Here is a 22,960-nt window from a genome sequence, read left to right as displayed (position 1 = left end):
TGCATCACGACCGGTGTGTCTCCACGGCGGTGCGGATGGTGGCGGCCGTGCCGTCGAGCACGGTCCGGTTCGGTGTCCGCCAGTCGGCGCGGATCCCGAAGCCGTCCCCGGCCCTGCGCGGCACGAGGTGCAGGTGGACGTGGAAGACCTCCTGGCCGGCAGCCACGCCGTCGGCGAGGAACATGTTCACGCCCTCGATGGGGAGGTCGGACGCGCGCATCGCCGTGGCGATCCGTTGCCCGGCGGCGAACACCTTCGCTCCGTCGTCGGGATCGAGCTGTGCCAGTCCGGAGGCGTGCCGCTTCGGGATCACGAGCAGATGCCCCGGGGTGAACGGGCGGATGTCCATGAATGCGAGCACGTCGGGTTCGTCGAGCACGACGCTGGCCGGCGACTGCCCGGCCACGATGGCGCAGAAGATGCAGTCCGTCACCGTGGCGTGGACTCCTCCGTACGTGCGGGTCCGCGGGCGGATTCGAGCAGGCGCAGCAGTTCGCCCTGAACCTCGGGACGGTCGCGTACCGGATCGTCGCTGTGCGCGAGGCACAGCATCGCTTCCTCGACGGCCGCGACGAGCAGGTGCGCGAGCACCGACGTCCGCGTGGGCGACGCCTCGTAGGTCTCGGGGTCGAGGGTGACGAGCATGCGCTCGATGGCCTTCAGCGAGGAGTGCCGGTGGGTCTCGCGGACCTCGGCCCAGCCGAGGACCGCGGGGGCTTCGATGAGCAGCAGTCGGCGGGTCGCGGGGTCGTAGACGGCGTCGAGTGAGGCGAGCACGGCCTGGGTGAAACCCTCCCAGGCGTCGTCGACCGGTTCGGCCGGCACGAGGGAGCTCTCCGCTTCCTTCTGGAGGCGTTCGATGACGCCGCGGAACAGATCGCGCTTGTCGGCGAAGTGGTGGTAGAGCGCACCGCGCGTCACCCCCGCGACCGAGACGATCTCCTCGGTGGCCGCCGCCGCGTATCCGTCGCGCAGGAACACCTCGCGCGCCGCATCGAGCAGCGCGGTGCGTGTTCGCGCTGCGTCACGCACCCGACCCGTATTTCCCGGTTTCACCGACACTTCGTCCTCCCCTGCTGATACCGCCACCCCCATCGGACACTCCCCCCGGTAGTCGGCTCCCGTGATTCCTGCTGAATCGGTTTCCTAGAGAATCGGCGCCGGCGTGTACTTCGCCGCTTCCGGATACTGCGTTACGAGATCCTGCACCGCCGCGACGACCGCTTCGACCTGCGCGACCGCGGCTCCGGCGAAGACCTCCCGGTCGGCCAGTGCCGTGTCGAGCGCGGCGCGGTCGAGCGGAAGCCGGTCGTCGGCGGCGAGACGGTCGAGCAGATCGGGTTCGCGGCCCTCCTCGCGCATCGCGAGTGCGACGGAGACCGCGTGCTCCTTGATGACCTCGTGGGCGGTCTCGCGACCCACCCCGGCCCGGACCGCGGCCATCAGGACCTTGGTGGTCGCGAGGAACGGCAGGTACCGCACGAGTTCCTTCTCGATCACCGCCGGGTAGGCGCCGAACTCGGCGAGGACCGTCAGGAAGGTCTCCATCTGGCCGTCGATCGCGAAGAAGGCGTCGGGCAGGGCCACACGGCGGACGACGGAGCAGAAGACGTCGCCCTCGTTCCACTGCGCACCGGCGAGTTCGGCGGCCATCGACGCGTAGCCGCGCAGGACGACCTGCAGGCCGTCGACGCGCTCGCACGAACGGGTGTTCATCTTGTGCGGCATGGCGGACGAGCCCACCTGGCCGGGCTGGAAGCCCTCGGTGACGAGTTCGTGGCCGGCCATGAGCCGGATGGTGTGGGCGAACGACGCGGGACCGGCGCCGACCTGCACGAGCGCGGAGAGCACGTCGTGGTCGAGCGAACGCGGGTAGACCTGGCCGACGCTCGTGAAGACGTTCGCGAAGCCGAGATGCTGCGCGACCTTCTGCTCGAGCTGCGCGAGCTTGGCGGAATCACCGCCGAGCAGGTCGAGCATGTCCTGTGCGGTGCCCATGGGGCCCTTGATCCCGCGCAGCGGGTACCGGGCGATCAGTTCCCGGACGCGCTGCAGCGCGATGAGCAGTTCGTCGGCGGCCGACGCGAAACGCTTGCCGAGGGTGGTGGCCTGCGCCGCGACGTTGTGCGAGCGGCCGGCCATGACGAGCGAGGCGTACTCGGTGGCGCGCTCGGCGAGGCGTGCGGCCACGGCGACACCGTGGGAGTGGACGTGTTCGAGCGACCGCAGGATCTGCAGCTGCTCGACGTTCTCGGTGAGGTCGCGGCTGGTCATGCCCTTGTGGACGTGCTCGTGACCGGCGAGGGCGTTGAACTCCTCGATGCGAGCCTTGACGTCGTGCCGGGTGACGCGTTCGCGCTGCGCGATGGACTCGAGGTCGACCTGCTCGACCACGCGTTCGTAGTCTGCGATCGCCTGGGCGGGAACGTCGATCCCGAGTTCGGCCTGCGCCCGCAGCACCGCGAGCCACAGCTGCCGCTCGAGCACGATCTTGTACTCGGGCGACCACAGGTCCCGGAGTTCGGGGCTGGCGTAGCGGGTGGCGAGGACGTTGGGGATGTGGCTCACAGAAGTGAGTTTACGGTCCGGGCCTGCTCCCGTATTCCCCGACCTCAATCCTCGACCGGGGGCGCGACGCTCTCCACGACGTCGAGCAGGATGCCGCGCGCGAGCGAGCGCGGGTCGGGATCGAGCTCGCCCAGTCCGCCGAGGACCGCGCCGTCCACGACCGCCACGAGCCGGCGCACCTCGCGGGGCCGCACCGATCGGCAGCAGCGTTCGAGCAGGTCGGTGAGCAGATGGTCGATCTGTTCGCGCATGCGTACCTGCACGTCGCGCAGTTCCGGATAGCGGGCCGTCGCGACGCACCGCTCGTACCGGGAGATCAGGCGCTCGCGGTCGATGCCGCCGTCGCAGTCCCGCGGTCCGATCAGCAGGTCGACGATGAGATCGGCCGTGCCCTCGAGACTGCGCGGGAGCGGCTCGATGTCGCGGACACGCTCCCGCATCGTGTCGAGTTCCCGCTCGCTGTTGTAGTCGACCGCGCACGCGACGAGGTCGTCGAGCGATTGGAAGTAGTAGGTGGTCGATGCGAGCGGCAGGCCCGCGCGGGTCGCGACGGCCCGGTGGCGGACGGCGTCGATGCCCCCTTCGAGGATGAGGTCGGCCGCTGCCTCGACGAGCGCCTGACGGCGCCGTTCGCCCTTCGGGGTCGCAGCAATCGACACCTTCTCATGGTGACAGTCCCGAGCGTCTCACCAGGGGAAAACGGAATTGGAGACCAACCGGTACCATTGCGCCCGCCCGCGCGTGTCGAGTCCTCGGCGGGCGCCGCCCCGCGAGTAGGTCATCGAACGATCGGAGCCGTACCGGATGAGACGTCGACGCTTTCTGCAGGCCTCGCTTCTCGGGGCCGCCCTGGCGGGTGCCGGCGCCGCGGCCCCGGGTCTGTCCGGTGTCGGCCTCCCGCGTGCGGATGCGCTGCCCGTCGGGGTCGACGAGTACCGCCGTCTCGTGCCCGAGCTGTTCGTTCCACCGCCCGCACCGCCGGAGCATTCCGAGGTCGTCGTGGTGGGCTCCGGTTTCGGGGCGAGCGTCGCCGCGCTGCGCCTGGCCGAGGCGGGGAACCGGGTCACGATGCTCGAGCGCGGCATGCGCTGGCCCCGCGACCCGCACCGCGAGATCTTCACGACCGACCTGCTCGCCGACGGTCGCGGTTACCACCACCGCACCCGGTTCACCGGCCCGACGGGCATCCCGGTGGTGTGCGACGACTTCGCCGGCGTCCTCGACGTGGTCGACTACCCGAACATGTCGGTGTGGCGCGGCGCCGCGGTGGGCGGCGGATCGATCGTGTTCACCGGCGTGATGATCGCTCCCGAACGGCACTTCTTCGAGCACGTCTTCGGCGGCCGTCTCTCCTACGACGAGATGGCGTCCACCTGGTACCCGAAGGTGCGCTCGATGCTGCGCCTCGATCCGATGCCCGACGACATCTACAACGCCGCCGAGTTCGCGCACTCGCGGCGGTGGGACGACGACGCACGCGCCGCCGGTTACAGCCCGCACCGCATCGACGGCATCTGGGACTGGGACGTCGTGCGCGCCGAACTCGCCGGCTCGGTCCGCCGCTCGGCCGTCGCGGGCGAGAGCAATCTCGGCAACTCGAACGGTGCGAAGTTCGATCTCACGCAGAACTACATCCCGGCGGCCGAGGCCACCGGGCGCACCCTGGTGTGCCACGGTCACCGGGTGCTCGCGGTCGGTCAGGACGGCGACGGCCGCTACTGGCTCGACGTACAGGCCGTCGATCCGACAGGTGCGGTGCTGCGCACCACCACGATCACGTGCGACCGTCTCGTCCTCGGTGCCGGATCGATCGGCACCACCGAACTGCTCGTCAAGGCGCGGCACACCGGTTCGCTGCCGAACCTCGACGAGCGTGTGGGGCGGGGCTGGGGCACCAACGGCGACGCGGTGCTCGTCCGTTCGTTCGCGCTCACCGAGGGTTTCGGCGGCGACCAGGGCGCGCCGTCGGCGTCGCGCATCGTCGACGAGTCCGGTCTGCCGCTGAGCCTCGAGAACTGGTTCGTCGCGGGCACCGCGAAGGACGTCGGAATGCTCGCCTCCCTCGGCATGACCCTCGACCCCACCCGCGCCGACTTCGCGTACGACCCGGGTGCCGATCGCGCGGTCCTGAACTGGCCGGCCGGTGGCGAACGCGAGAGCGTCGATGCCCTGCGGGTCGTGCACAACGCGATGGCGCAGGCCGGGGGCACGATTCCGGGCGCATCGCCGATGGCCGAGGACGTCAACGCGACCTTCACGGCGCATCCGCTCGGTGGTGCGGTGCTCGGCGACGCGACCGACGGCTACGGCCGCGTGCACGGTCATCCCGGCCTCTACGTCGTCGACGGCGCGCTGATCCCGGGCAGCACCGGCACCGCCAACCCGTCGCTGACCATCGCGGCGCTCGCCGAACGGAACATCGCGCGGATCATCGCCGACGGGCGGTGACCGCCCCGCGGCAGTCCCGTGATCAGGAGACGGGCAGCCAGCCCGCGAGCCGGTCGAGCGCCGCGGTGACGTCGGCGGTCGATCCCGCGAACGACAGTCGCACGGTCTCGTCGCCGCGCACGGTGTCGAAGTCGACGCCCGGTGCGAGCGCGAGACCGGTGTCGTGGAGCAGCCGCGCGCACCACGCTGTCGAGTTCTCGCCGTCGAGCAGATGGCCGATGTCGGCGTAGACGTAGAAGGCGCCGTCGGCCGGTGCGAGTTTCGTGATGCCGAGATCCGGCAGCCCTTCGAGCAGCAGCTCCCGGTTCACGGCGTAGCGGGAGACGTGCCCGTCGAGTTCGGTGCGGGCCTCGGTCCCGAACGCCTCGATCGCCGCGAACTGGGAGATCGACGGCGGGCACACCGTCATGTTCGACGCGAGTCGCTGCAGGGCCGGACGCATCGTCTCGGGCGCGAGCATCCAGCCGAGCCGCCAGCCGGTCATCGAGAAGTACTTCGACACCGAGCCGATCACCACCGAGTCGCGGGAGGTCGCCCACGCCGTGGAGGTCGCCGGTGATCCGGTGCCCTCACCGGTCTCGGACCGGGCGGTGCCGAACTCGATGCCGTGGTAGATCTCGTCGGAGATGAGCAAACTGCCGTGCTCGTCGCACCAGCGTGCGAGCGCCGCGAGCTCGGACGGTTCGATCATCGTGCCGGTCGGGTTGGCGGGGCTGGCGACGACGATTCCCGCGGGCGGAGCGTCGAGTTCCTCGAGCATCGCGACGGTCGGCTGGTAACGGGTCTGCGGGCCGCAGTCGAGTTCGACGACGCGGCAGCCGAGCGCGGCGAGGGTGTTGCGGTAGGCCGGATAACCGGGGCGGGCGACGACCACGGTGTCGCCGACGTCGAAGGCCGCGAGGAACACCAGCGTGAAGGCTCCGGAGGAGCCGGTGGTGACGACGACGTCGTCCGCGTCGACGTCGATGCCGTACTTGTGGCGGTGGTACGCCGCGATCTCCTCGCGCAGCGGCAGGATGCCGAAGGTCTCCGTGTAACCCAGCAGTTCGGCGTCGATCGCGAGGTTGGCGGCGCGGAGCACGGGAGCGGGTGCGGGGGTCGACGGTTGTCCGGCGGCGAGACTCAGGACGTCGCCGTGGCTGCGCTGCCGCTCGGCAGCCGCCTTCCACACATCCATGACATGGAACGTCTCGATACCGGAGCGTTGGGATTCGGGGCGCACGTCGACGACGGTAGTACGCGCGCGTCGTTCGTCAGAGCCGGACGCGCTGAAGTCGGGTGAGGGCGCCCCACGCGATCGGATAGTCCTGACGGTCGACGACCTTCGCGGGCACGACCTCCGCGTCGGCGGCCGTCTCGTCGGGTTCCGGCTCCGGTTGCGGCACGACCGGCAACAGCAGATGCGAGTCGAACTGTCCGCCGGCGTGCACGATGTGGAAGCCCTTGTTGATGGTGCGGTCGTGCCCGACGCGCGGGTTCTCGTCGAGGTCGTGGCCGGCGATGACGAGCACGAGACTCGATCCGGCCTCGAAGAAGGTGCTGTGCGGCATGATCTCGATGTCGACCGGCACGATCTGCTCGGGCAGCAACGGCCAGTACTTCTTCTGGTCGTGGACGGGCCGGTAGGCGGTGGAGGCCTCCGGGTCCAGCGCTCGGCGCGAGACCCGCATCCACCCATGGGCGACGAATCCCTTCTCGTATCCACCGTGGCCTTCGAACCACACGTCGCGGCCGTGCTCGTCGCGCTTGGCGAGTCCGACGAACAGGTCCATGTCGTTGGCGTCCTTCGCCTGCACCCACAGACGCAGCGCCGCGTGCCCGGTGATCTCGGTGTCCTCGTCGAAGGTGTGGGTGAAGACGAGTTCGTCGCCCGCGACGGGGAAGGTGCGGCGGAACTGGCGGCTCTCGCACGGGGTGGTGCTCAGGTCGGCGTTCGCGTGGTCGAGGTGGAGTGCGACGTAGCGGGTGTCGGGCACCGGCCACTCGGATTCGAGGCGTTCGGAATAGGTGCGCAGGTCGTGGCGGGTCTCGAGGCGGATGCGCGGGGTGTCCTCGAAGCCGTTGTCCTCGTCCTTGAGGAAGCGGTCGAAGAATCGTCGCTGGTAGTCGAGGGCCTCGTTGCCGTAGAAGGTCTGCCACATCTTCCGGCCGTGGGTGTAGAGCCACTTGTGCTCCGACCCGATGCGGCGGTAGCCCTCGACCGAACCGCGGGCGCGCGGGCCCTGATCGGACCACGCGACGCCGACGAGGGCGGGCACGGTGACGTCCTCGAGCCGGGGCGGCGGGGCGACATGACGGAAGAAGTCGGGGAACCGGCGCAGCAACCACGGGGTGAACCGCCGGAGGGAGGCGGCGCCACAGCGGGCGCCGGTGTTCATCGCGCTGTACCAGAACTCGCTGTAGCGGGTCTCGGGGATGCCGCCCTGGGTGAGGATGTCGCGGCAGGGGTCGCTTACACCCTCCCAGGGTGCGATGGCCGCAAGGTAGGGCGGGTTGAGCGCGGCGGTGTACCACTGCAGCGTGGCGAGATAGTCGGCGCCGGCGAGACCGACGCGGCCGTTGCTCCACTCCTGGCCACCGGCCCATTCCACGACGGACGCGCAGTCGAGCGCGGCCCGGCCGAGCAGCAGGCGGGGGCGGCCGCCGCTCGCGTGATGGCCGCGCATGTCCGCGACGACGAGGACGTAGCCGCGAGGAACCCAGTAGGCGGGGTCGGGTGCTTCGAAGGAGGTGCAGTCGCTGATCTCGAGATCGCCGACGTGGTTGCCGGATTCGGCGAGGTCGTCGAAGTCGACGGGATAGCGGTCGACGCCGGCGTCCTTGCCGTAGGGGGTGACGGCGACCAGCACGGGGCAGCGGTCGTGCTCACCGGAGTCGGCAGGGCGGTAGACGTCGGCTCTCAGTACGGTGCCGTCGCCCGTGCGGATGGGCACGTCGCGCTCGACGAGGACGTCGTCCGGCAGCCCGTGGACGACGACGTGGTGGTGCCGTAGCGGTGTCGGGTCCGGCGTCGGCGTTCGTCTTCGAGAAACCATGCAGTCACCCCTGGCGGCATCAAAGATGCACCGAGTGTGCAACATACACCCGGTAGGTGCAAGGTGAAGGACGCGGGTGAAAGGCTAGACCGAGATCCGGCCCTCGACGGCTGCCAGACCGATGTCGCGGCGGAAGTGACCGCCCGGCAGCTTGACGTCGGCGAGCCGATCATAAGCGGCCTCGCGCGCGGACGCGAGGTCGGCACCCACACCGATCACGTTGAGCACGCGCCCACCTGCGGAGACCAGTGCACCGTCGTCGCGACGCTTCGTGCCGGCGTGCAGCACGGTGTCGCCCTCGGCGCCGGTGATCACGTCGCCGGTGCGCGGGGTGGACGGGTAGTACTCGGCGGCGAGCACCACGGTCACCGCGGCGCCGTCCTTCCAGCGCAGCGGCGGGAGCTCGGCGAGCGTGCCGGTGGCGACCGCGTTCAGGGCCTCGCCCAGCGGCGACTCGAGCAGGGCGAGCACGGCCTGGGTCTCCGGGTCGCCGAAACGGCAGTTGAATTCGACCACGGCCGGGCCCTCGGCGCCCATCGCCAGACCCGCATAGAGCAGTCCGGAGAAACCGCATCCGCGTCGCACCATCTCGGCCGCGACGGGCTCGACGACCTCGGAGACGATCCGCTCGACGCTGCCCTCGGGCAGCCACGGCAGCGGCGTGTAAGCGCCCATGCCACCGGTGTTGGGGCCGGTGTCGCCCTCGCCGACACGCTTGTGGTCCTGTGCCGGGAGCAGCGGCACGACCGTCTCACCGTCGACGAGGCAGAACAGGGAGACCTCGGGGCCGTCGAGGAAGGACTCCAGCAGGACGGGGTGCCCGTTCTCGAGGATCTCGGCGGCGTGGTCGCGGGCGGCGGCGCGGTCGGGAGTGACGACGACGCCCTTACCGGCGGCGAGACCGTCGTCCTTGACCACCCAGGTCGGTCCGAACCGGTCGAGCGCCTCGTCGAGGGTCGCGGGGCTGTCGACGACCTCGCTGTGGGCGGTGCGCACACCGGCGGCGGCCATGACGTCCTTCGCGAACGCCTTCGAGCCCTCGATGCGTGCAGCGGCGGCCGACGGTCCGAAGCAGGGGATGCCCGCGGCGCGGACGGCGTCGGCGACGCCGAGGACCAGCGGGACCTCGGGACCGATGACGACGAGGTCGGCCTTCTGCTCGGTGGCGAGGGCGACGACGCTGTCGGCGGAGGCCGCGTCGACCGGGAACAGCTCGGCGACGTTCGCGATACCGGGGTTGCCCGGCGCGGCCAGCACGGCGGTCACGCCCGGGTCGCGGGACAGAGCGAGAGCAAGAGCATGTTCACGGGCACCGGAGCCGATAACGAGTACGCGCACGCAGGACAGACTACGGGACCGGTCTCCACACGAGATCGGCGCGGGAGCGCGTGCGCTGGACGGCTTCCGCATTGGGCAGATCGACGGTCCGCACCCATTCGCGTGCTCCGTCGTCGTCCCGCCCGTGGTGCCGGTGCCGGCGCACGAGACGTCGGGTGAGCGTGCGGCGGGGTGTGTCGATGTAGATGACGAGGTCGAGCAACGGGCGGATGTGTTCCCATCCCCCGGTCTCGAACATCAGGTAGTTGCCCTCGGTGACGATCACCCGCGCGTCGGCCGGCACGGCGTGCACCGCCGCGATCGGTTCGTCGAGCGGCCGCGAGAAATCCGGGGCGTAGATCGTCTCGTCGCGGCACTGCCGCACCCGGCTGAGCATGTCGCGGAAGCCGGCGACGTCGAAGGTGTCGGGTGCTCCCTTCCGGTCCCGCGCGCCGAAGGTGTCGAGCTGCCGGTTGGACAGGTGATAGCCGTCCATGGGCACCTGCCCGGTGGAGACCCCCGCGCACCGGAGGGCGTAGACGAGCAGCGCCGCGGCGCGGCTCTTCCCGGCACCCGGCGGCCCACACAGACCGACCACCGTGCGCCGATCCGCGGGAAGCCCGACGAGGACGTGCGTGACGAGTTCATCCACGAGCACGCGCAGCGGCGCCTCCCGCACGCTCCCGTCACCTCCCATGAGCCCGACGATACGACCGCTCGCGACGTCGGAGTCGCCGTGAGCTCTCGACACGCCCACCCGGCCGGTCTATCGTTATTTCGTAAGTTCGAAATTCCGAACTAACGACCCCGACACGGACGGATATCGCCATGCCGAACAGGATCGGAACCACCCTCGCCGCGACGAGCGTCGTGATCGCACTCGCCGGATGCGGACAGACCGACCCCTCGGAGCCCGACGTCGCCGCATCTTCCGGTGCCGGAGCCTCCGCGCCGACCGGTGAATGCGTGCCCACCCCCGCCGCCGACGTGACCACCGCCGAAGGCTGGATCGGCTACCTCGCCGAGAACTCCGACACGGTCGCCATCGCGGTCGACGACGGCAACGGCGGGACCTTCGAACAACGACCCGAGGAGCGGCAACCGCTCGCGTCGGCAGTGAAGGTCGTGCATCTCGCCGCCTATGCCCGCGCCGTCGCAGCCGGCGAACTCTCCCCCGACGAACGCGTACCGCTCGCCGACTGGGAACGCTGGCATCTCCCCGGCACCGACGGCGGCGCACACCCCCGGGCTCTCGAACGCCTCGGCGTGAACGACCCGGAGGACACCGTCACCCTCGACGAGATGGTGTCGGCGATGATCCAGGAGAGCGACAACGCCGTCCCCGACTACCTGCGCGACCGGCTCGGCGACGACGCCCTGCGCGAGGCCGCTGCCCAGGGCGGCTGGGACGACTTCACGCCACCGACGATGCTCGGCAACACGCTCGCACTGCTCGACCCGACACTCGACGACTCGTCGGCGGTCCGGGACGCCGCGCGCCGCTATGCCTCCGACCCGGCCTACCGCACCGAAGTGGCGCAGAACCCGGTGCCGGAGGATCTGTTCGCCCGGGTCGACCGCGTCCAGCGCTTCGACAACACCGGATCGGCCGCCGAACTCACCGCCCTGCATCGCGCGATCGCCGACGGCTCGTTCGGTGCCGGCGGCGACCTCGCGCGCACCCACCTCGAATGGCAACCGTCCCCGCTTCCGGGATTCGAGGGAATCGGTTTCAAGGGCGGCAGCCTGCCCGGCGTCCTCACCGACGCGATCACCTTCCGCCGCGACGACGGCACGATCGCGACCACGGTGATGCTCGCGTCCGGCATGTCGGACAGCGACTACGCGGGAGCCCTCGAATCGTTCGCCCACCAGGAGATGCTCGCCGCGGCAGCGAACGATCCCGATTTCCTCGAGCGGATACGCTGCGCGATGTGAGCGACGGCGACGTGAACGACGAGTACGAGGCCCGGCTCGCGGATCTCGAACGCCGTGTGCGGATCCTCGAGGGCGACGCGACCCGCCCGGGCGCCGGGGACGGTCCCGGTGGTGCCGGTCCCGTGGCGGCGGGCACCGGGTTCGTGACCTACGGGGGCGCGGTCTCCCTGCACGGGAACGTCCGCTGGAACATCGAGTACGACGCGGGTGCATCCCTCGCGCTCGATCCGGTTCCCGTCGCCGCCGTCCTCGACGCGCTGGGCAACCCCGCGCGACTGGCGATCGTGCGGACCCTGCTGCGCGGTCCCGCCACCGCCACCGAACTCCAGGAGGCCACCGACCTCACGTCGACCGGCCGGCTCTACCACCATCTCCGGGCACTGTCGGCTGCGCGCGTGGTCGAGCAGGAGAGCCGCAACCGCTACCGGATCGCACCGGAGAAGGTCGTGCCGCTGCTCGTCCTCACCGTCGCCGCGGCCGATGTCGGGGAACAGCTCCGGTGAACCAGGTGTCCCTTATCCTCCCGGTATGACTTCCGTGTTCAGCAAGATCATCGCCGGTGAACTGCCGGGCCGCTTCGTCTGGCAGGACGACGACGTCGTCTCCTTCCTGACCATCAACCCCTTCACCGAGGGGCACGTGCTGGTCGTGCCGCGGCAGGAGGTCGACCACTGGCAGAGCGTGGACGACGACCTGTGGGCGAAGGTGAACGACGTCGCCCGCATCCTCGGCCGCGCCGTCACCGCCGCCTTCGACGCCCCGCGCGCCGGCCTGATGATCGCCGGCCTGGAGGTCCCCCACCTGCATCTGCACGTCTTCCCCGCCTACTCCCTCGGCGACTTCGACTTCGCGACGGCCGAGAAGGATCCGTCGCCCGAATCGCTCGACCGCGCGCATCGGAAGATCAAGGACGCGCTGCGCGAACAGGGTCACGGCGAGCACGTCCCGGACTGATCTCCGCTCGACGGGATATCGGCGGAACAATTCCGACCGGTATCCCGTTGAGTTCCTCGTGTCTTCTACTCCACCGAGTTCCCCAGCCCCGGCCGGTACGGCCGAGCCGCAGGCCGCTGCCGCACCGCGCGCCGGTCTGCTGATCGCCGTTCTCGTCGGGGCCGCATTCGTCGTCATCCTCAACGAGACGATCATGAGCGTCGCGTTGCCGAAGCTGATGGTCGAGTTCGACGTCGGCGCGGCCACCGCCCAATGGCTCACCACGGCGTTCATGCTGACCATGGCCGTCGTCATCCCGATCACGGGCTACCTGCTCACCCGGCTGTCGCTGCGCACCGTCTTCGCGATCGCGATGGGCAGCTTCCTGCTCGGCACCCTGATCGCCGCGAGCGCCCCGATCTTCCCGGTCCTCGTGCTGGGTCGTGTCGTCCAGGCCGTGGGCACCGCGGTGATGTTGCCGCTGCTGTTCACGACGGTGCTCAATCTGGTTCCCGCCGATCGTCGCGGACGCACGATGGGCGTGATCTCGATCGTCATCGCGGTCGCTCCCGCGGTCGGCCCGACCATCGGTGGCGTCGTGCTCGACCAGCTGAGCTGGCGGTGGATGTTCTGGCTGGTGCTGCCGATCGCGGTCGTCGCGACGGCGCTCGGCCTGAGCTGGATCCGCAACGTCACCGAACCGGTCGCGGTGCCGCTCGACGCTCCGTCGGTGGTGTTGTCGGCCCTCGGGTTCAGCGGTCTCGTCTTCGGTCTGAGCAGTCTCGGTGAGGCCGCCGAGGGCGATCCGCTCATGCCACCGTGGCTGCCGCTGGTCGTCGGCATCGCGTCCTTGACGGTCTTCGTCCTGCGTCAGATCCGCCTCGGCGACGGCGCGCTGCTGGACATGCGCGCGTTCCGCACCCCGGCGTTCTCCCTCGCGGTCGCACTCGTGTCCGTGAGCATGATGTCGCTGTTCGGCACCCTCATCCTGCTGCCGATCTACCTGCAGAACGTCCTGGGTCAGTCGACACTGACCACCGGCCTGATGCTGCTGCCCGGCGGTCTGGTCATGGGTCTGCTCGGCTACATCGTCGGACGCCTGTTCGACCGGTTCGGTCCGCGGCCGCTCGTCGCACCGGGCGCGATCATCGCCTGCGTCGCGATGTGGGGCATGACGACCTTCGACGCGACCACCGCGATCGGCACGGTCATCGCCTGGCACGTGCTGCTCAACATCGGCCTCGCGTTGATGTTCTCGCCGCTGCTGACCTCGGCACTCGGGGCGCTGCCGCGACGGCTGTACTCCCACGGCAGTGCCATCGTCAGCACGATGCAGCAGGTCGCCGGCGCGGCCGGTACGGCGCTGTTCATCACGGTGCTGACCCGCACGACCGTCGCGGGCGCCGAGAGCGCCGGCGATCCCGCCGGTGCCCTCGCGGACGGTGTCCACGGCGCCTTCACATGGGGCGCGGTGATCGCGGTGATCGCCGTCGTCGGCTCGCTGTTCGTCCGGCGGGCCCCGGAGCCCGAGCCGGATGCGGTGGAGGCGTCGGTCCCCGAGACCACCGGAACGCACTAGCCGGTAGCACTCACCGGCCCGCACTCACGCGCCGGTCGTCACGACTTCCTGTTCGACGGGAAGCGTGGCGGCCGGCGCGTTGCTGTTCGTGGGTTCGCGGAGGAAGGCGTCCAGTTCGACCCACGAGGTGTCGCGCGCGGCGCTGCCGGTGAGCATGCCGAGGTGCGTTCCCGGGACGCGGACGAAGCGCACCTGCGTGCCGACGAGCAGCCTCGTGACGGGCTCGACAGCCGGGATCGGGGCGAGCACGTCGTCCTCGCCGCCGAACGCGAGCACCGGGACCGTGACGTCGGCGAGGTCGACGACCCGGTCGCCGAGGTGCAGTCGTCCGGTGGCGAGTTGGTTGTCGACCGTCACGTTCGTCGCGAGCTGGTGGAACACGCGTCCGGCGTAGCCGTGGATCTCGTCCTGGAACCGGTCGACGCGTTCCATCCGCGCGAGCTTCTCTGCGTCGGCGAGGTGCGTCGCGACGAACCACGGACGCTGGATCTCGCGTTCGATCGCGGTGAGGCGGTAGGCCGTGCGGACGATGGGTGCGGGCACTCCGCCGAAAACGGCGTCGAGCAGGCCGAGTGCGGGCTCGGCGACGAACCGGCCGACGAGCCGGGGCAGCGCCATCAGCGGGATCGCGGAGTAGTCGAGCGGACTGCCGAAGGCCGTCAGCGACCGCATCGGCAGGTCGGGATGTGCCGCGGCGGTGAGCATCGCGAGCGTGCCGCCGATGCTCCATGCCACGACGTCCACCTCGCGGTTCCCGCACAGTTCGGACGTGCGGGCGATCGCTTCGGGGATGACCTCGTCGATCCAGAACTCGAGTCCGAGGTCGCGGTCGTCGGAGGTCATCTCGCCGTATTCGACGAGGAAGACGCTGCGGCCGAGCTCGAGGAGGTGCTCGACGAGACTCTGGCCGGGCATCAGGTCGAAGCAGGTGGGCGAGGCGGCGAGCGGGGTCACGAGCAGCACCGGCGGACCGGCGTTCTCCGGGCCGAAGCGACGCAGCGTGCGGTGGCGACCGTCCCCGACGACCACCGAGGGAGTGTGATGGGGCGGCGCGATTCCGTCGGCGACGAACAACGACCACGCGTTCCGCGCGGCCTTCCCGACCACGTCCGTGATCCCCATGTGTGACTCCTCCCCGAGTCGGCAATACCTGGTTGTTGCGCGTGCTCACGATAGTCGTGGGACGTCGGGGCCCGCGCACCGGACGAACCGGACGGCACGACGACCCGCGTCGGAGAACCTGTCCGACGACAGTGCTATCAAGTGGTGCATGACGTGCTCACAGTGCAACCACGATCTCGACCACTGCCACGGCACCCTCGTGATCCACGCCGGCGCGCCGGTCGCCTGCACCGAACCCGACTGCGTCGACTTCGAGATCGTGCGGCACACCCTCGTTCTCGACTGCACCGAACTGGACGGCGGATGCTCGTGCACCGTGATTGCGCAGGAATCACAGCTGCTGCGCGTGTCCTGAGCAATTTGCCAATACTCGCCCGGAATTCCTAACCTCGACGGAGGTGGCCGCCGGTCGGCCTCCCGGACGAGCGCACCGTACCCGGCCAGCGACAAGACGGTGCAGGAGCGTTGTACGTCATGGCCTGGATCGTTCTCGTCCTCTCCGGTGTCCTCGAAGCCGTGTGGGCCACAGCCCTCGGCAGATCCGCCGGTTTCAGCCGGCTCACACCGACACTGGTGTTCGTCGTCGCTCTCGTCCTGAGCATGGCCGGACTCGCCTACGCCCTGCGCACGCTGCCGGTCGGGACGTCCTATGCCGTCTGGGTGGGTATCGGCGCCGCCCTCACGGTCGGATATGCGATGGTCACCGGCACCGAGGCCGCCTCCCTGCTGAAGATCGCACTCATCACGGGCATCGTGCTGTGCGTCGTCGGTCTCAAACTCGTGCACTGACCTTCTCGGACACTGACGTTCTCCGACACTGACGTTCTCGGACACTGACCGTTACAGTCGGTTCCATGAACCTCGGGTCCGTACTCGTGATGCCGGTGCGTGTGGGTCTGACCGCCGCCGAGGCCGCCCTGAGCGTCGCCGAAACGGTCGTCGGCACCGTGCGGGTCGCGGTGTCGCCCACCACCTACTCCGCGCTCGGCGCGGTCGGCCTGCCCGACACCCGCAGCTCGGTGGGCCTGCTGCAGCAGATCTCGAGGCTCACGTCGGAGGACCGCGGACTCGGTCACGCGCTGCGTCCCGGTGGTCCCCTCGACCGGCTGCTCGCGCCGGGTGGGCCGGTGGATCGACTCACCGAGCCGGGTGGCCTGCTCGATCGGTTGCTCGAACCGGGCGGGCCCGTCGACCGGCTCACCGCACCGGGCGGTCCTCTCGACCGGATCCTCGCCGACGACGGCGCCCTCGACCGCCTCGTGTCCGAAGAGGGTCTGCTCGATCGCCTCACCGCGCACGACGGCCCGCTCGAGCGGCTGCTCGCCCAGGACGGTGCGGTGGAACGGCTCACCGCGCCGGGCGGCATCGTCGATGTCGCGATCCGGCCCGGTGGGGTCGTCGAGCGGGCTCTCGCCCAGGGCGGCGTGCTCGACGTCCTGCTCTCCGAGCGGGGTGCCCTCGAACGACTGCTCGCCGAGGGCGGTCCGCTCGATCAGATCGTCTCGCTCTCGGAGACACTCGCGCATCTCACGCCCGGCATCTCGCAGATGAACGCGAGCATCGACATGTTGCAGGAGACGGTCGAGCTGCTGCGCGGGGCCGTCGGTCCGCTCGGCGACCTCGCCGGCCGGCTTCCCGGCCGCTGGTTGCGCAGCGGCAAGGGCGAGCTGCTTCCGCCGCCCTGACGCGGTTCCCGCTACCGCCGTCTCAGCGATCGGCGCGGCGGGATGCAACCAGCCGGGCGGCGTCGGCCGAGGCCCGGCGCGCTGCCGCGAACAGGTCCTCCCCCGTGCCGAGCAGCGCAGCGAGCGTGCCGGCGAAGTGGTCGCCCGCCCCCGTGGTGTCGACGACGTCGACCTGCGGGACCCGCAGGTGTTCGATCGCGTCCTCGGTTCCGACCACGACGTCCTCCCCGCCCCGGGTGATCACCACGGTGCGCACCTGTTCGAGCAGGCGGGTCACGATCTCGTCGAAGGGGGTCCCCGCGGGAAGACCCGCGTAGTGCAGGGCTTCCTGTTCGTTGAGCACGAGCGGATCGGCGCCGGCGAGGACGTATTCGTCCAGGTCGACGACCGGGCTCGGATTGAGCACGAACCGGCGGTCGTGATCGCGCGCCCACCGGGCGGCGGCCCAGGTCACGGCGGGGAGCAGTTCGAGCTGGGTGAGCACCACCGCGGGATCGAGGGCATCGAGTGCGGCGGTCACGTCCTCGGCCTTCAGCAGTGAATTGGCCTCGGGTACGACGACGATGCGGTTCTGTCCGTCGTCGGAGACGACGATGACGGCCCGGCCGGTCGGGCCCGGTGTGGTGCGCAGATGGGATGTGTCGACGCCGGCCCTCTGCTGCACGCCGCGCAGCACGTCGGCGGCGTGATCGCTGCCCACGGCGCCGACGATGGCGGTGGGAGCCAGGCGTGCCGCACCGATGGCCTGGTTCGCGCCCTTGCCTCCCGGATAGGTGCGCAGATGCCGGCCGAGTACCGTCTCGCCCTCTTCGGGAGCACGTGCCACGACGACCGTCAGGTCGAGGTTCAGCGATCCCACGACCGCCACCACGCATCGACTCGACTCGGTCACGGGGTCGAGCCTACGGCCGATCGACCCGCGGCGGCCGACCTACGATCGCTGCCCCTTCGTGTCCGGTTCCAGTTCGGGACAGACGATGTGGACGACCTCGTCCGCCCACGACTCCCCCACCTCGCCGTGACGCAGGTAGGCGCCGAGATACGCGCCGACGAGCATCGAGACGGCGGTGTCGACGTCGAGGTCCTTGCGGATCGCGCCCGAGTCGATCGCGGTGCGGAGCACGTCGGCGACGACCTCGCTGCGGGCGTTGATGATCTCGCGGATCGACTCGGTGAATCCGGGTTCCTGGTCGGTGAGCAGTGCGCTGACACTGCCCATGCCCACCTCGTTCGACAGTCCCCGGCGGATCAGCTCGAGGGTCCATTTGACGCGGTCGTAGACGCACAGCCCGTCGGGAACGCACGGTGAGGCGACCTGCGAGTGCAACGCCGCGTCGAGGATCTCCTCGCGGTTCGCGTAGCGCCGGTAGATCGTCGTCTTCGCGACGCCCGACAGTGCCGCGACCGCCTCGACGGTGACGCGGTTGGGTCCGTGAAGGCGCAGGATCTCGAGCGCGGCCTTCACGATGCGTGCGTCGGTCCCGGCACGCTCCTTGACGGGACGCCGCGGCGTCAGGGCCACGGACTCCGTCTCGACCTCGCCGACCATGTCTACATCCTCCTCGCGCGGGCATACACCCGCAGGATTCCCGAGTCTCCCCGAAGAGGCGACCCCGAATCAAACACTACGAAACGATACGCTACGATGAGCGTATCGTTCCAATCGTCGACGAAGGGGAACGCATGACAGATATCTACGCACCGACACCCGGGCACCTCGCCGAATCCGAAACCGTCCTCGAGAGCTACCGCACCTACGACGCCGTCGAGCGGGCCATCGACCACCTGTCCGACGAAGGTTTTCCCGTCGAGTACCTGCGGGTCGTCGGCCAGGGAGTCACCACCGTCGAACACATCGAAGGCCGCATGACCAACGGCAGGGCCGCCCTCCGCGGCGCCGCCGCAGGCGTCTGGACGGGCCTGCTCTTCGGCCTGCTCCTGGCACTGCTCCTGCCGGCGACCGGCATGGCCACCGTGATCCTCGCCGCTGTCGCCTTCGGCGCGGTATGGGGCGGATCACTCGGCTTCTTCACCCACTGGAGCACCGGGGGACGCCGCGACTTCGTCTCGAGGAAGAGCATCGAGGCCTCCCGCTACGACCTCATGGTCGATTCCGAGTTCGTCGATCAGGCGCGCGAGAAACTCGCACTGCGCTGACCGACCGTTGTTTCTCCGATTCGAGAACCTCTTCGCCCACGCCGACCCGGCGTGGGCGAAGTCGTTTCCCGAGGAAATAATCACGCAAAAGGGATATTACGCCCGAATCTCCGCATTCTCCCGATGCGGATAATCCGTGTTTGCCCGGTCATTTCTTTCCACTGATGGCATGATTCGAGTTATGGCCGGATCGTCGAATACTCCTCCGAAGCCCGCTGTGGGCTCGAAGGTCGTCGTACGCGCGGGTGTCGCGGGAGACAAGGCATGCCCCGGCACGATCGTCGAGGACTTCGGTCCTGCACAGGAAGCCGTGGGCGACAAGCTGGGTCGCGACTGGGCGCCCGTACGCCGCTGGGCCGTGGCGCTCGACGACGGACGGCTGATATTCGTCGATATGGACGCATTCGAATCCTCGAAGTCCTGATATCCGCTCCATTTCGTCACTTCCGTATTCACACGCCCCTGCAGTGACATGCGAGGGGTGAACCACCGGGTGAACTGCACCGGATCCGTTAACGCTCCGTGCGCCCGAACCGTTCTCCGGATATGACATGGATCGGTTGGCCGCTGCTCGGATGGTTCACGGCATCCCCGGTGGTCGCCCTCGTATTCGGCCGCGTCGCCGCGGCCCGCGACCTCCACGAGGCGCCGCGCACGATCGCGCCGGTGATCGACCTGTCGCAACGCAGGGCGAACCGCACTCCGCCCGAGCGCCGACACCTCCCGTGAAGCGATGGCCGAAAGCCCCTCCCGCAGCAGCATCTTCCAGGTGTATGTTGGCGTTCCAGAATCGAAGGTTCGCCTTACCTGAGTAGGTGCGTTCATGACGCTGCTCGCCGCCGATGCGCCCTCCGTCGCCACCCAGCTGGCCGGCTCCGGCCTGATCGGCCTGCGCGAAGGTCTCGAAGCCGGCATCGTCGTGACCATCCTCGTCGCCTTCCTCGTCCGGGCGGAGCGCCGCGACGCACTCAAATGGGTGTGGTGCGGTGTCGGGGGCGCAATCGCGATGGTGGCCGCGACGTTCCTGATCATCCATCTCGGTACCAGCACCCTCGACGGTCTCGCCGCGGAGATCGCCGCCGGAATCGCCTCCCTCGTAGCGGTCGTCATCGTCACCGTGATGGTGCTGTGGATGCGTACGGCTGCTCGCTCGATCTCCGGCGAACTGCGGTCCGGGATGGAGAAGGCCCTGATCGTGGGGCCCTCCGCCGTCCTGTCCCTCGCGTTCTTCGCCGTCGGCCGGGAGGGCCTCGAGACGGCACTGCTCATGGTCGGATACGCCGAGAACACCGCAGGGAGCCCGTGGCCACTCGTCGGCCTGTTGCTCGGCATCGCACTCGCCGTCGTGCTGTCCGTCCTGCTCTACGTCGGTGCGGTCCGGATCGACATGGCGAAGTTCTTCAAGCTCACCGGGATCTGTCTGGTGGTCGTGGCTGCGGGAATTCTCGGATACGGGGTGCGGGCCCTGCAGATCGGCGGTGTACTACCGGGCGCCACGGCGACCCTCTTCGATGTCTCCGATCACTACGATTCCGGCAGTTGGTACGGCACGGTTCTCGGCGGCATCCTCAACCTGCGCCCGGATCCGACGGTCCTCCAGTTCGCCGTCTGGCTCACCTATCTGGTGGTCGTCCTGTTCCTCTTCCTCCGGCCCGTCCCCGCCGACCGGCATGCGCGATCGGTGCAGCAACCCGCCGCCACGTGATCCCGCCCCGACCTCACGATCTCGCCTTCGAAAGGTTCCGTAGATGCGCCGAACCACCTGCTTCCTCGCTACGGCCGCCGTCCTTCCGTTCGCCCTTGCGGGGTGCACCGAGAAGGCGACCTCCGACACGGACGCCGTGTCGGTCACCGCGACGGACTCGTCCTGCGAGGTATCCGCCGCCGAGGGGGTCACGGGGCATTCGACGTTCGCCGTCACCAACAACGGTTCGAAGGTCACCGAGTTCTACGTCTTCGCGGCCGGTGACCGGGCACTGGGCGAAGTGGAGAACATCGGTCCGGGGTTGACCCGGCAACTCATCGTGAACATCCCCGAACCCGGCGACTACGAATTGTCGTGCCGGCCGGGCATGGTGGGCGACGGTATTCGCCGACCGTTCACCGTGACCGGCGACTCGCAGGCGGCGACGGACGCCGACGGGAAACTCGCGGAGGCAGCGGACGGCTACCGCCGCTACATCAGGAGCCAGACCGACGCGCTGGTCGTCACCACCGGTGAGTTCGTGGCAGCGGTCCGCGCGAACGACATCGCCGAGGCGAAGCGGCTGTTCCCGCTCTCCCGCACCTACTTCGAACGGATCGAACCCGAGGCCGAGAGCTTCGGCGACCTGGATCCGCGCCTGGACCTGCGTGAGGCCGACCTCGAGCCGGGGCAGGAATGGACGGGCTTCCACCGTCTCGAGAAGGACCTGTGGGTGACCGGTCCGCAACCCGACACCGGCGCGATCTCCGACCGGCTCGTCGCCGACGTCGCCGAGCTGGCAGGTCTGGTGAACGCGGAGGACTACGTCATCGACCCGACCCGCATCGCGGGCGACGCGCAGGGGCTGCTCGACGAGATCTCCACGTCGAAGATCACCGGTGAGGAGGACATCTTCTCGCACACCGATCTGTACGACTTCCAGGCGAACGTCGACGGTTCGCAGGCCGCGGTCGCGGCACTGCGTCCGATCCTCGACGAACAGGACCCGGCGCTCGGTGCTGCCATCGACGCCCGGTTCGCGGACCTCGACGCAGCGCTGGCCCGGTATCGAGAGGGTGAAGGCTTCGTCTCGTACGACACCGTCCCCGAACCGGAGCGCCAGGAACTGTCGCGACTGATCGATGCCTTGTCCGCCGAGGTCAGCAAGGTGCAAGGGGTTGTGGCGGAAGCCGCAGGACTATGACCCGACCGGACTCCCCCTCAGGCATCTCGCGACGTCGGTTGCTCGGCACCGCGGGTGCGGGGGTGGTTCTCGCCGGTACCGGGGCAGTGGTCGGTCGTGTCACCGCGCCCTCCTCCGAGGACGCCGCCGCCGACGCCGTGGTCCCGTTCGGCGGCGAACATCAGGCCGGGATCATCACTCCCGCGCAGGATCGCATGCACTTCGTCACCTTCGATGTGACCACCCGCGACCGCAACGAACTGATCGCGTTGCTGACGACGTGGACCGCGATGGCCGAACGCATGACTGCCGGCCTCGAAGCCACCGAGAACGGCGCGACCGGCGACGGCGGATACCGACCGCCGAGCGACACCGGTGAAGCACTGGACCTTGCGGCCTCCCGGTTGACCCTCACCATCGGTTTCGGACCGTCGTTGTTCGACGACCGCTTCGGCCTCGCCGACCTCAGGCCCGCCGCGCTGGTGGATCTGCCGCACTTTCCCGCCGACAACCTCGATCCGGCCCGCAGCGGCGGCGACATCGCCATCCAGGCCTGCGCCGACGATCCGCAGGTCGCGGTCCACGCGATCCGCAACCTCGCGCGGGTCGCCTTCGGCACGGCATCGGTGCGCTGGTCGCAACTGGGATTCGGTCGCACCTCCTCGACTTCGACGTCACAGACCACACCCCGCAACCTGTTCGGATTCAAGGACGGCACCAACAACCTCAAGGCGGAGGATCCCCAGGCGCTCACCGAGTCGGTGTGGGTGGCATCCGGCGACGACCGGCCGTGGCTCGCAGGCGGCACCTATCTGGTGGCACGGCGCATCCGCATGCTCATCGAACAGTGGGACCGCACGGTGCTGAACGAACAGGAAGCGGTCATCGGACGCGACAAGCGGGAAGGGGCGCCGCTCGGCAGGACGAACGAATTCGACGAACTCGATCTCGAGTCGAGCGGCCCGGACGGCCCGTTCGTTCCCACCACCGCCCACGTGCGGCTCGCGTCCGCTCAGCATCTCGGTGGCATCCGGATCCTGCGGCGCGGTTACAACTTCACCGACGGATCCGACGGATTCGGTCATCTCGACGCCGGACTGTTCTTCATCGCCTTCTGCCGCAACCCGCTCGAACAGTTCGTACCGATGCAGCTCGAACTCGCCCGGCACGACGGCCTCAACGAGTACATCCAGCACGTCGGATCGGCCGTGTTCGCATGCCCACCCGGAACGGTGGGGGAAGACTATTGGGGTCGGCCGCTGTTCGAGGCCTGAGATCTCCGGATCGACAACCGGACACAGCCCCGTGAGC

The 22,960-nt window shown here is 69.4% G+C and carries 25 protein-coding genes and 1 riboswitch; of the genes, 14 read left to right on the top strand and 11 right to left on the bottom strand.

All coding sequences use genetic code 11. The annotated features are described in order from the left end of the window. Positions 1–4 precede the first annotated feature (4 nt). The 4 genes from AC0LPE_RS03345 to AC0LPE_RS03330 all read right to left on the bottom strand — a co-directional run bounded on the left by AC0LPE_RS03345 (position 5) and on the right by AC0LPE_RS03330 (position 3,227). Positions 5–433 carry an HIT family protein gene (locus AC0LPE_RS03345; RefSeq protein ID WP_016693979.1) on the bottom strand — a complete coding sequence of 143 codons (429 nt, stop codon included), beginning with the start codon at positions 431–433 and terminating at the stop codon, positions 5–7. Next, a complete protein-coding gene (locus AC0LPE_RS03340) occupies positions 430–1,032 on the bottom strand; it encodes a TetR/AcrR family transcriptional regulator (protein WP_145692999.1) in 603 nt (200 codons plus the stop codon). The genes AC0LPE_RS03345 and AC0LPE_RS03340 overlap by 4 nt, the downstream gene beginning before the upstream one ends. 114 nt (positions 1,033–1,146) lie before the next feature. Further along, positions 1,147–2,568: an adenylosuccinate lyase gene (gene purB / locus AC0LPE_RS03335; protein ID WP_160873724.1), complete on the bottom strand. Its 1,422-nt coding sequence runs from the start codon at positions 2,566–2,568 to the stop codon at positions 1,147–1,149. A 44-nt stretch (positions 2,569–2,612) separates the two neighbouring features. Beyond that, positions 2,613–3,227, bottom strand: a complete 615-nt coding sequence (locus AC0LPE_RS03330; protein WP_490605596.1) for a TetR/AcrR family transcriptional regulator — start codon at positions 3,225–3,227, stop codon at positions 2,613–2,615. A 145-nt stretch (positions 3,228–3,372) separates the two neighbouring features. Here AC0LPE_RS03330 and AC0LPE_RS03325 point away from each other — a divergent pair, with 145 nt between their 5' ends. Beyond that, a complete protein-coding gene (locus tag AC0LPE_RS03325; RefSeq protein ID WP_160873722.1) occupies positions 3,373–5,016 on the top strand; it encodes a GMC oxidoreductase in 1,644 nt (547 codons plus the stop codon). Positions 5,017–5,038: 22 nt separating this feature from the next. Here AC0LPE_RS03325 and AC0LPE_RS03320 read toward each other — a convergent pair whose 3' ends face one another. The 4 genes from AC0LPE_RS03320 to AC0LPE_RS03305 all read right to left on the bottom strand — a co-directional run bounded on the left by AC0LPE_RS03320 (position 5,039) and on the right by AC0LPE_RS03305 (position 10,065). After that, positions 5,039–6,238 (bottom strand): pyridoxal phosphate-dependent aminotransferase, encoded by a 1,200-nt coding sequence (locus AC0LPE_RS03320; protein ID WP_026061522.1) that lies wholly within the window; start codon positions 6,236–6,238, stop codon positions 5,039–5,041. Positions 6,239–6,269: 31 nt separating this feature from the next. After that, the gene (locus AC0LPE_RS03315; RefSeq protein WP_490605595.1) at positions 6,270–8,051 is read right to left on the bottom strand and encodes a CocE/NonD family hydrolase; all 1,782 of its coding nucleotides are present in this window, start codon (positions 8,049–8,051) and stop codon (positions 6,270–6,272) included. Between the two features lie 84 nt (positions 8,052–8,135). Further along, positions 8,136–9,389 carry a phosphoribosylamine--glycine ligase gene (gene purD / locus AC0LPE_RS03310; protein WP_160873721.1) on the bottom strand — a complete coding sequence of 418 codons (1,254 nt, stop codon included), beginning with the start codon at positions 9,387–9,389 and terminating at the stop codon, positions 8,136–8,138. A 10-nt stretch (positions 9,390–9,399) separates the two neighbouring features. Beyond that, on the bottom strand, positions 9,400–10,065 hold the full coding sequence (locus AC0LPE_RS03305) for a nucleoside/nucleotide kinase family protein (protein ID WP_026061702.1): 666 nt from the start codon (positions 10,063–10,065) through the stop codon (positions 9,400–9,402). Positions 10,066–10,196: 131 nt separating this feature from the next. Here AC0LPE_RS03305 and AC0LPE_RS03300 point away from each other — a divergent pair, with 131 nt between their 5' ends. Genes AC0LPE_RS03300 through AC0LPE_RS03285 form a run of 4 tightly spaced genes read left to right on the top strand, consistent with a single transcriptional unit; the run spans position 10,197 to position 13,818 of the window. Next, on the top strand, positions 10,197–11,306 hold the full coding sequence (locus tag AC0LPE_RS03300; RefSeq protein WP_064852814.1) for a serine hydrolase: 1,110 nt from the start codon (positions 10,197–10,199) through the stop codon (positions 11,304–11,306). Further along, positions 11,303–11,809: an ArsR/SmtB family transcription factor gene (locus tag AC0LPE_RS03295; RefSeq protein ID WP_231913212.1), complete on the top strand. Its 507-nt coding sequence runs from the start codon at positions 11,303–11,305 to the stop codon at positions 11,807–11,809. Before AC0LPE_RS03300 ends, AC0LPE_RS03295 begins: the two co-directional genes overlap by 4 nt. A 25-nt stretch (positions 11,810–11,834) precedes the next feature. Further along, positions 11,835–12,260, top strand: coding sequence for an HIT family protein (locus AC0LPE_RS03290; protein ID WP_006551872.1), 426 nt, complete (start codon positions 11,835–11,837; stop codon positions 12,258–12,260). 58 nt (positions 12,261–12,318) lie between these two features. Then, positions 12,319–13,818 (top strand): MDR family MFS transporter, encoded by a 1,500-nt coding sequence (locus tag AC0LPE_RS03285; RefSeq protein ID WP_088897518.1) that lies wholly within the window; start codon positions 12,319–12,321, stop codon positions 13,816–13,818. A gap of 24 nt (positions 13,819–13,842) precedes the next feature. Here the strand turns inward: AC0LPE_RS03285 and AC0LPE_RS03280 are convergent, their stop codons facing one another. Then, complete coding sequence (locus AC0LPE_RS03280; protein WP_490605594.1) at positions 13,843–14,940, bottom strand: alpha/beta hydrolase; 1,098 nt, start codon at positions 14,938–14,940, stop codon at positions 13,843–13,845. Between the two features lie 148 nt (positions 14,941–15,088). Here AC0LPE_RS03280 and AC0LPE_RS03275 point away from each other — a divergent pair, with 148 nt between their 5' ends. From AC0LPE_RS03275 to AC0LPE_RS03265, 3 genes are all read left to right on the top strand, one after another. After that, positions 15,089–15,295 carry a hypothetical protein gene (locus tag AC0LPE_RS03275; RefSeq protein WP_145692993.1) on the top strand — a complete coding sequence of 69 codons (207 nt, stop codon included), beginning with the start codon at positions 15,089–15,091 and terminating at the stop codon, positions 15,293–15,295. A 40-nt stretch (positions 15,296–15,335) separates the two neighbouring features. Then, a riboswitch (guanidine-III (ykkC-III) riboswitch) is annotated at positions 15,336–15,401 on the top strand. Positions 15,402–15,414: 13 nt separating this feature from the next. Continuing rightward, the gene (locus AC0LPE_RS03270) at positions 15,415–15,729 is read left to right on the top strand and encodes a DMT family transporter (RefSeq protein ID WP_026061704.1); all 315 of its coding nucleotides are present in this window, start codon (positions 15,415–15,417) and stop codon (positions 15,727–15,729) included. Positions 15,730–15,794: 65 nt separating this feature from the next. Continuing rightward, positions 15,795–16,625 carry an ABC transporter gene (locus tag AC0LPE_RS03265; RefSeq protein WP_088897521.1) on the top strand — a complete coding sequence of 277 codons (831 nt, stop codon included), beginning with the start codon at positions 15,795–15,797 and terminating at the stop codon, positions 16,623–16,625. Between the two features lie 22 nt (positions 16,626–16,647). On the opposite strand, the gene AC0LPE_RS03260 is transcribed toward AC0LPE_RS03265, so the two are convergent. Together AC0LPE_RS03260 and AC0LPE_RS03255 are read right to left on the bottom strand one after the other, a co-directional pair. After that, complete coding sequence (locus AC0LPE_RS03260) at positions 16,648–17,517, bottom strand: ribokinase (RefSeq protein ID WP_160873718.1); 870 nt, start codon at positions 17,515–17,517, stop codon at positions 16,648–16,650. A 39-nt stretch (positions 17,518–17,556) separates the two neighbouring features. Further along, on the bottom strand, positions 17,557–18,174 hold the full coding sequence (locus tag AC0LPE_RS03255) for a TetR/AcrR family transcriptional regulator (protein ID WP_490605593.1): 618 nt from the start codon (positions 18,172–18,174) through the stop codon (positions 17,557–17,559). 134 nt (positions 18,175–18,308) lie between these two features. Here AC0LPE_RS03255 and AC0LPE_RS03250 point away from each other — a divergent pair, with 134 nt between their 5' ends. The 6 genes from AC0LPE_RS03250 (at position 18,309) to efeB (ending at position 22,923) form a co-directional block, all read left to right on the top strand. Next, entirely contained in the window at positions 18,309–18,782 is a 474-nt protein-coding gene (locus tag AC0LPE_RS03250) for a general stress protein (protein ID WP_490605592.1), read from the top strand. Positions 18,783–18,963: 181 nt separating this feature from the next. Continuing rightward, entirely contained in the window at positions 18,964–19,206 is a 243-nt protein-coding gene (locus AC0LPE_RS03245; protein WP_026061175.1) for a hypothetical protein, read from the top strand. 122 nt (positions 19,207–19,328) lie between these two features. Then, positions 19,329–19,511: a hypothetical protein gene (locus AC0LPE_RS03240; protein ID WP_145692991.1), complete on the top strand. Its 183-nt coding sequence runs from the start codon at positions 19,329–19,331 to the stop codon at positions 19,509–19,511. Positions 19,512–19,605: 94 nt separating this feature from the next. Beyond that, positions 19,606–20,487: an iron uptake transporter permease EfeU gene (gene efeU, locus AC0LPE_RS03235; protein WP_088897525.1), complete on the top strand. Its 882-nt coding sequence runs from the start codon at positions 19,606–19,608 to the stop codon at positions 20,485–20,487. A 43-nt stretch (positions 20,488–20,530) separates the two neighbouring features. After that, entirely contained in the window at positions 20,531–21,670 is a 1,140-nt protein-coding gene (gene efeO, locus AC0LPE_RS03230; RefSeq protein WP_088897526.1) for an iron uptake system protein EfeO, read from the top strand. Next, the gene (efeB, locus tag AC0LPE_RS03225; protein ID WP_490605591.1) at positions 21,667–22,923 is read left to right on the top strand and encodes an iron uptake transporter deferrochelatase/peroxidase subunit; all 1,257 of its coding nucleotides are present in this window, start codon (positions 21,667–21,669) and stop codon (positions 22,921–22,923) included. The genes efeO and efeB overlap by 4 nt, the downstream gene beginning before the upstream one ends. The last annotated feature ends 37 nt before the right edge of the window (positions 22,924–22,960 follow it).

It is taken from the genome of Rhodococcus sp. S3 (genome assembly GCF_058211795.1).
Note: the sequence above shows the minus strand (reverse complement) of the source record. Positions and strands in the feature narration are given on the sequence as shown.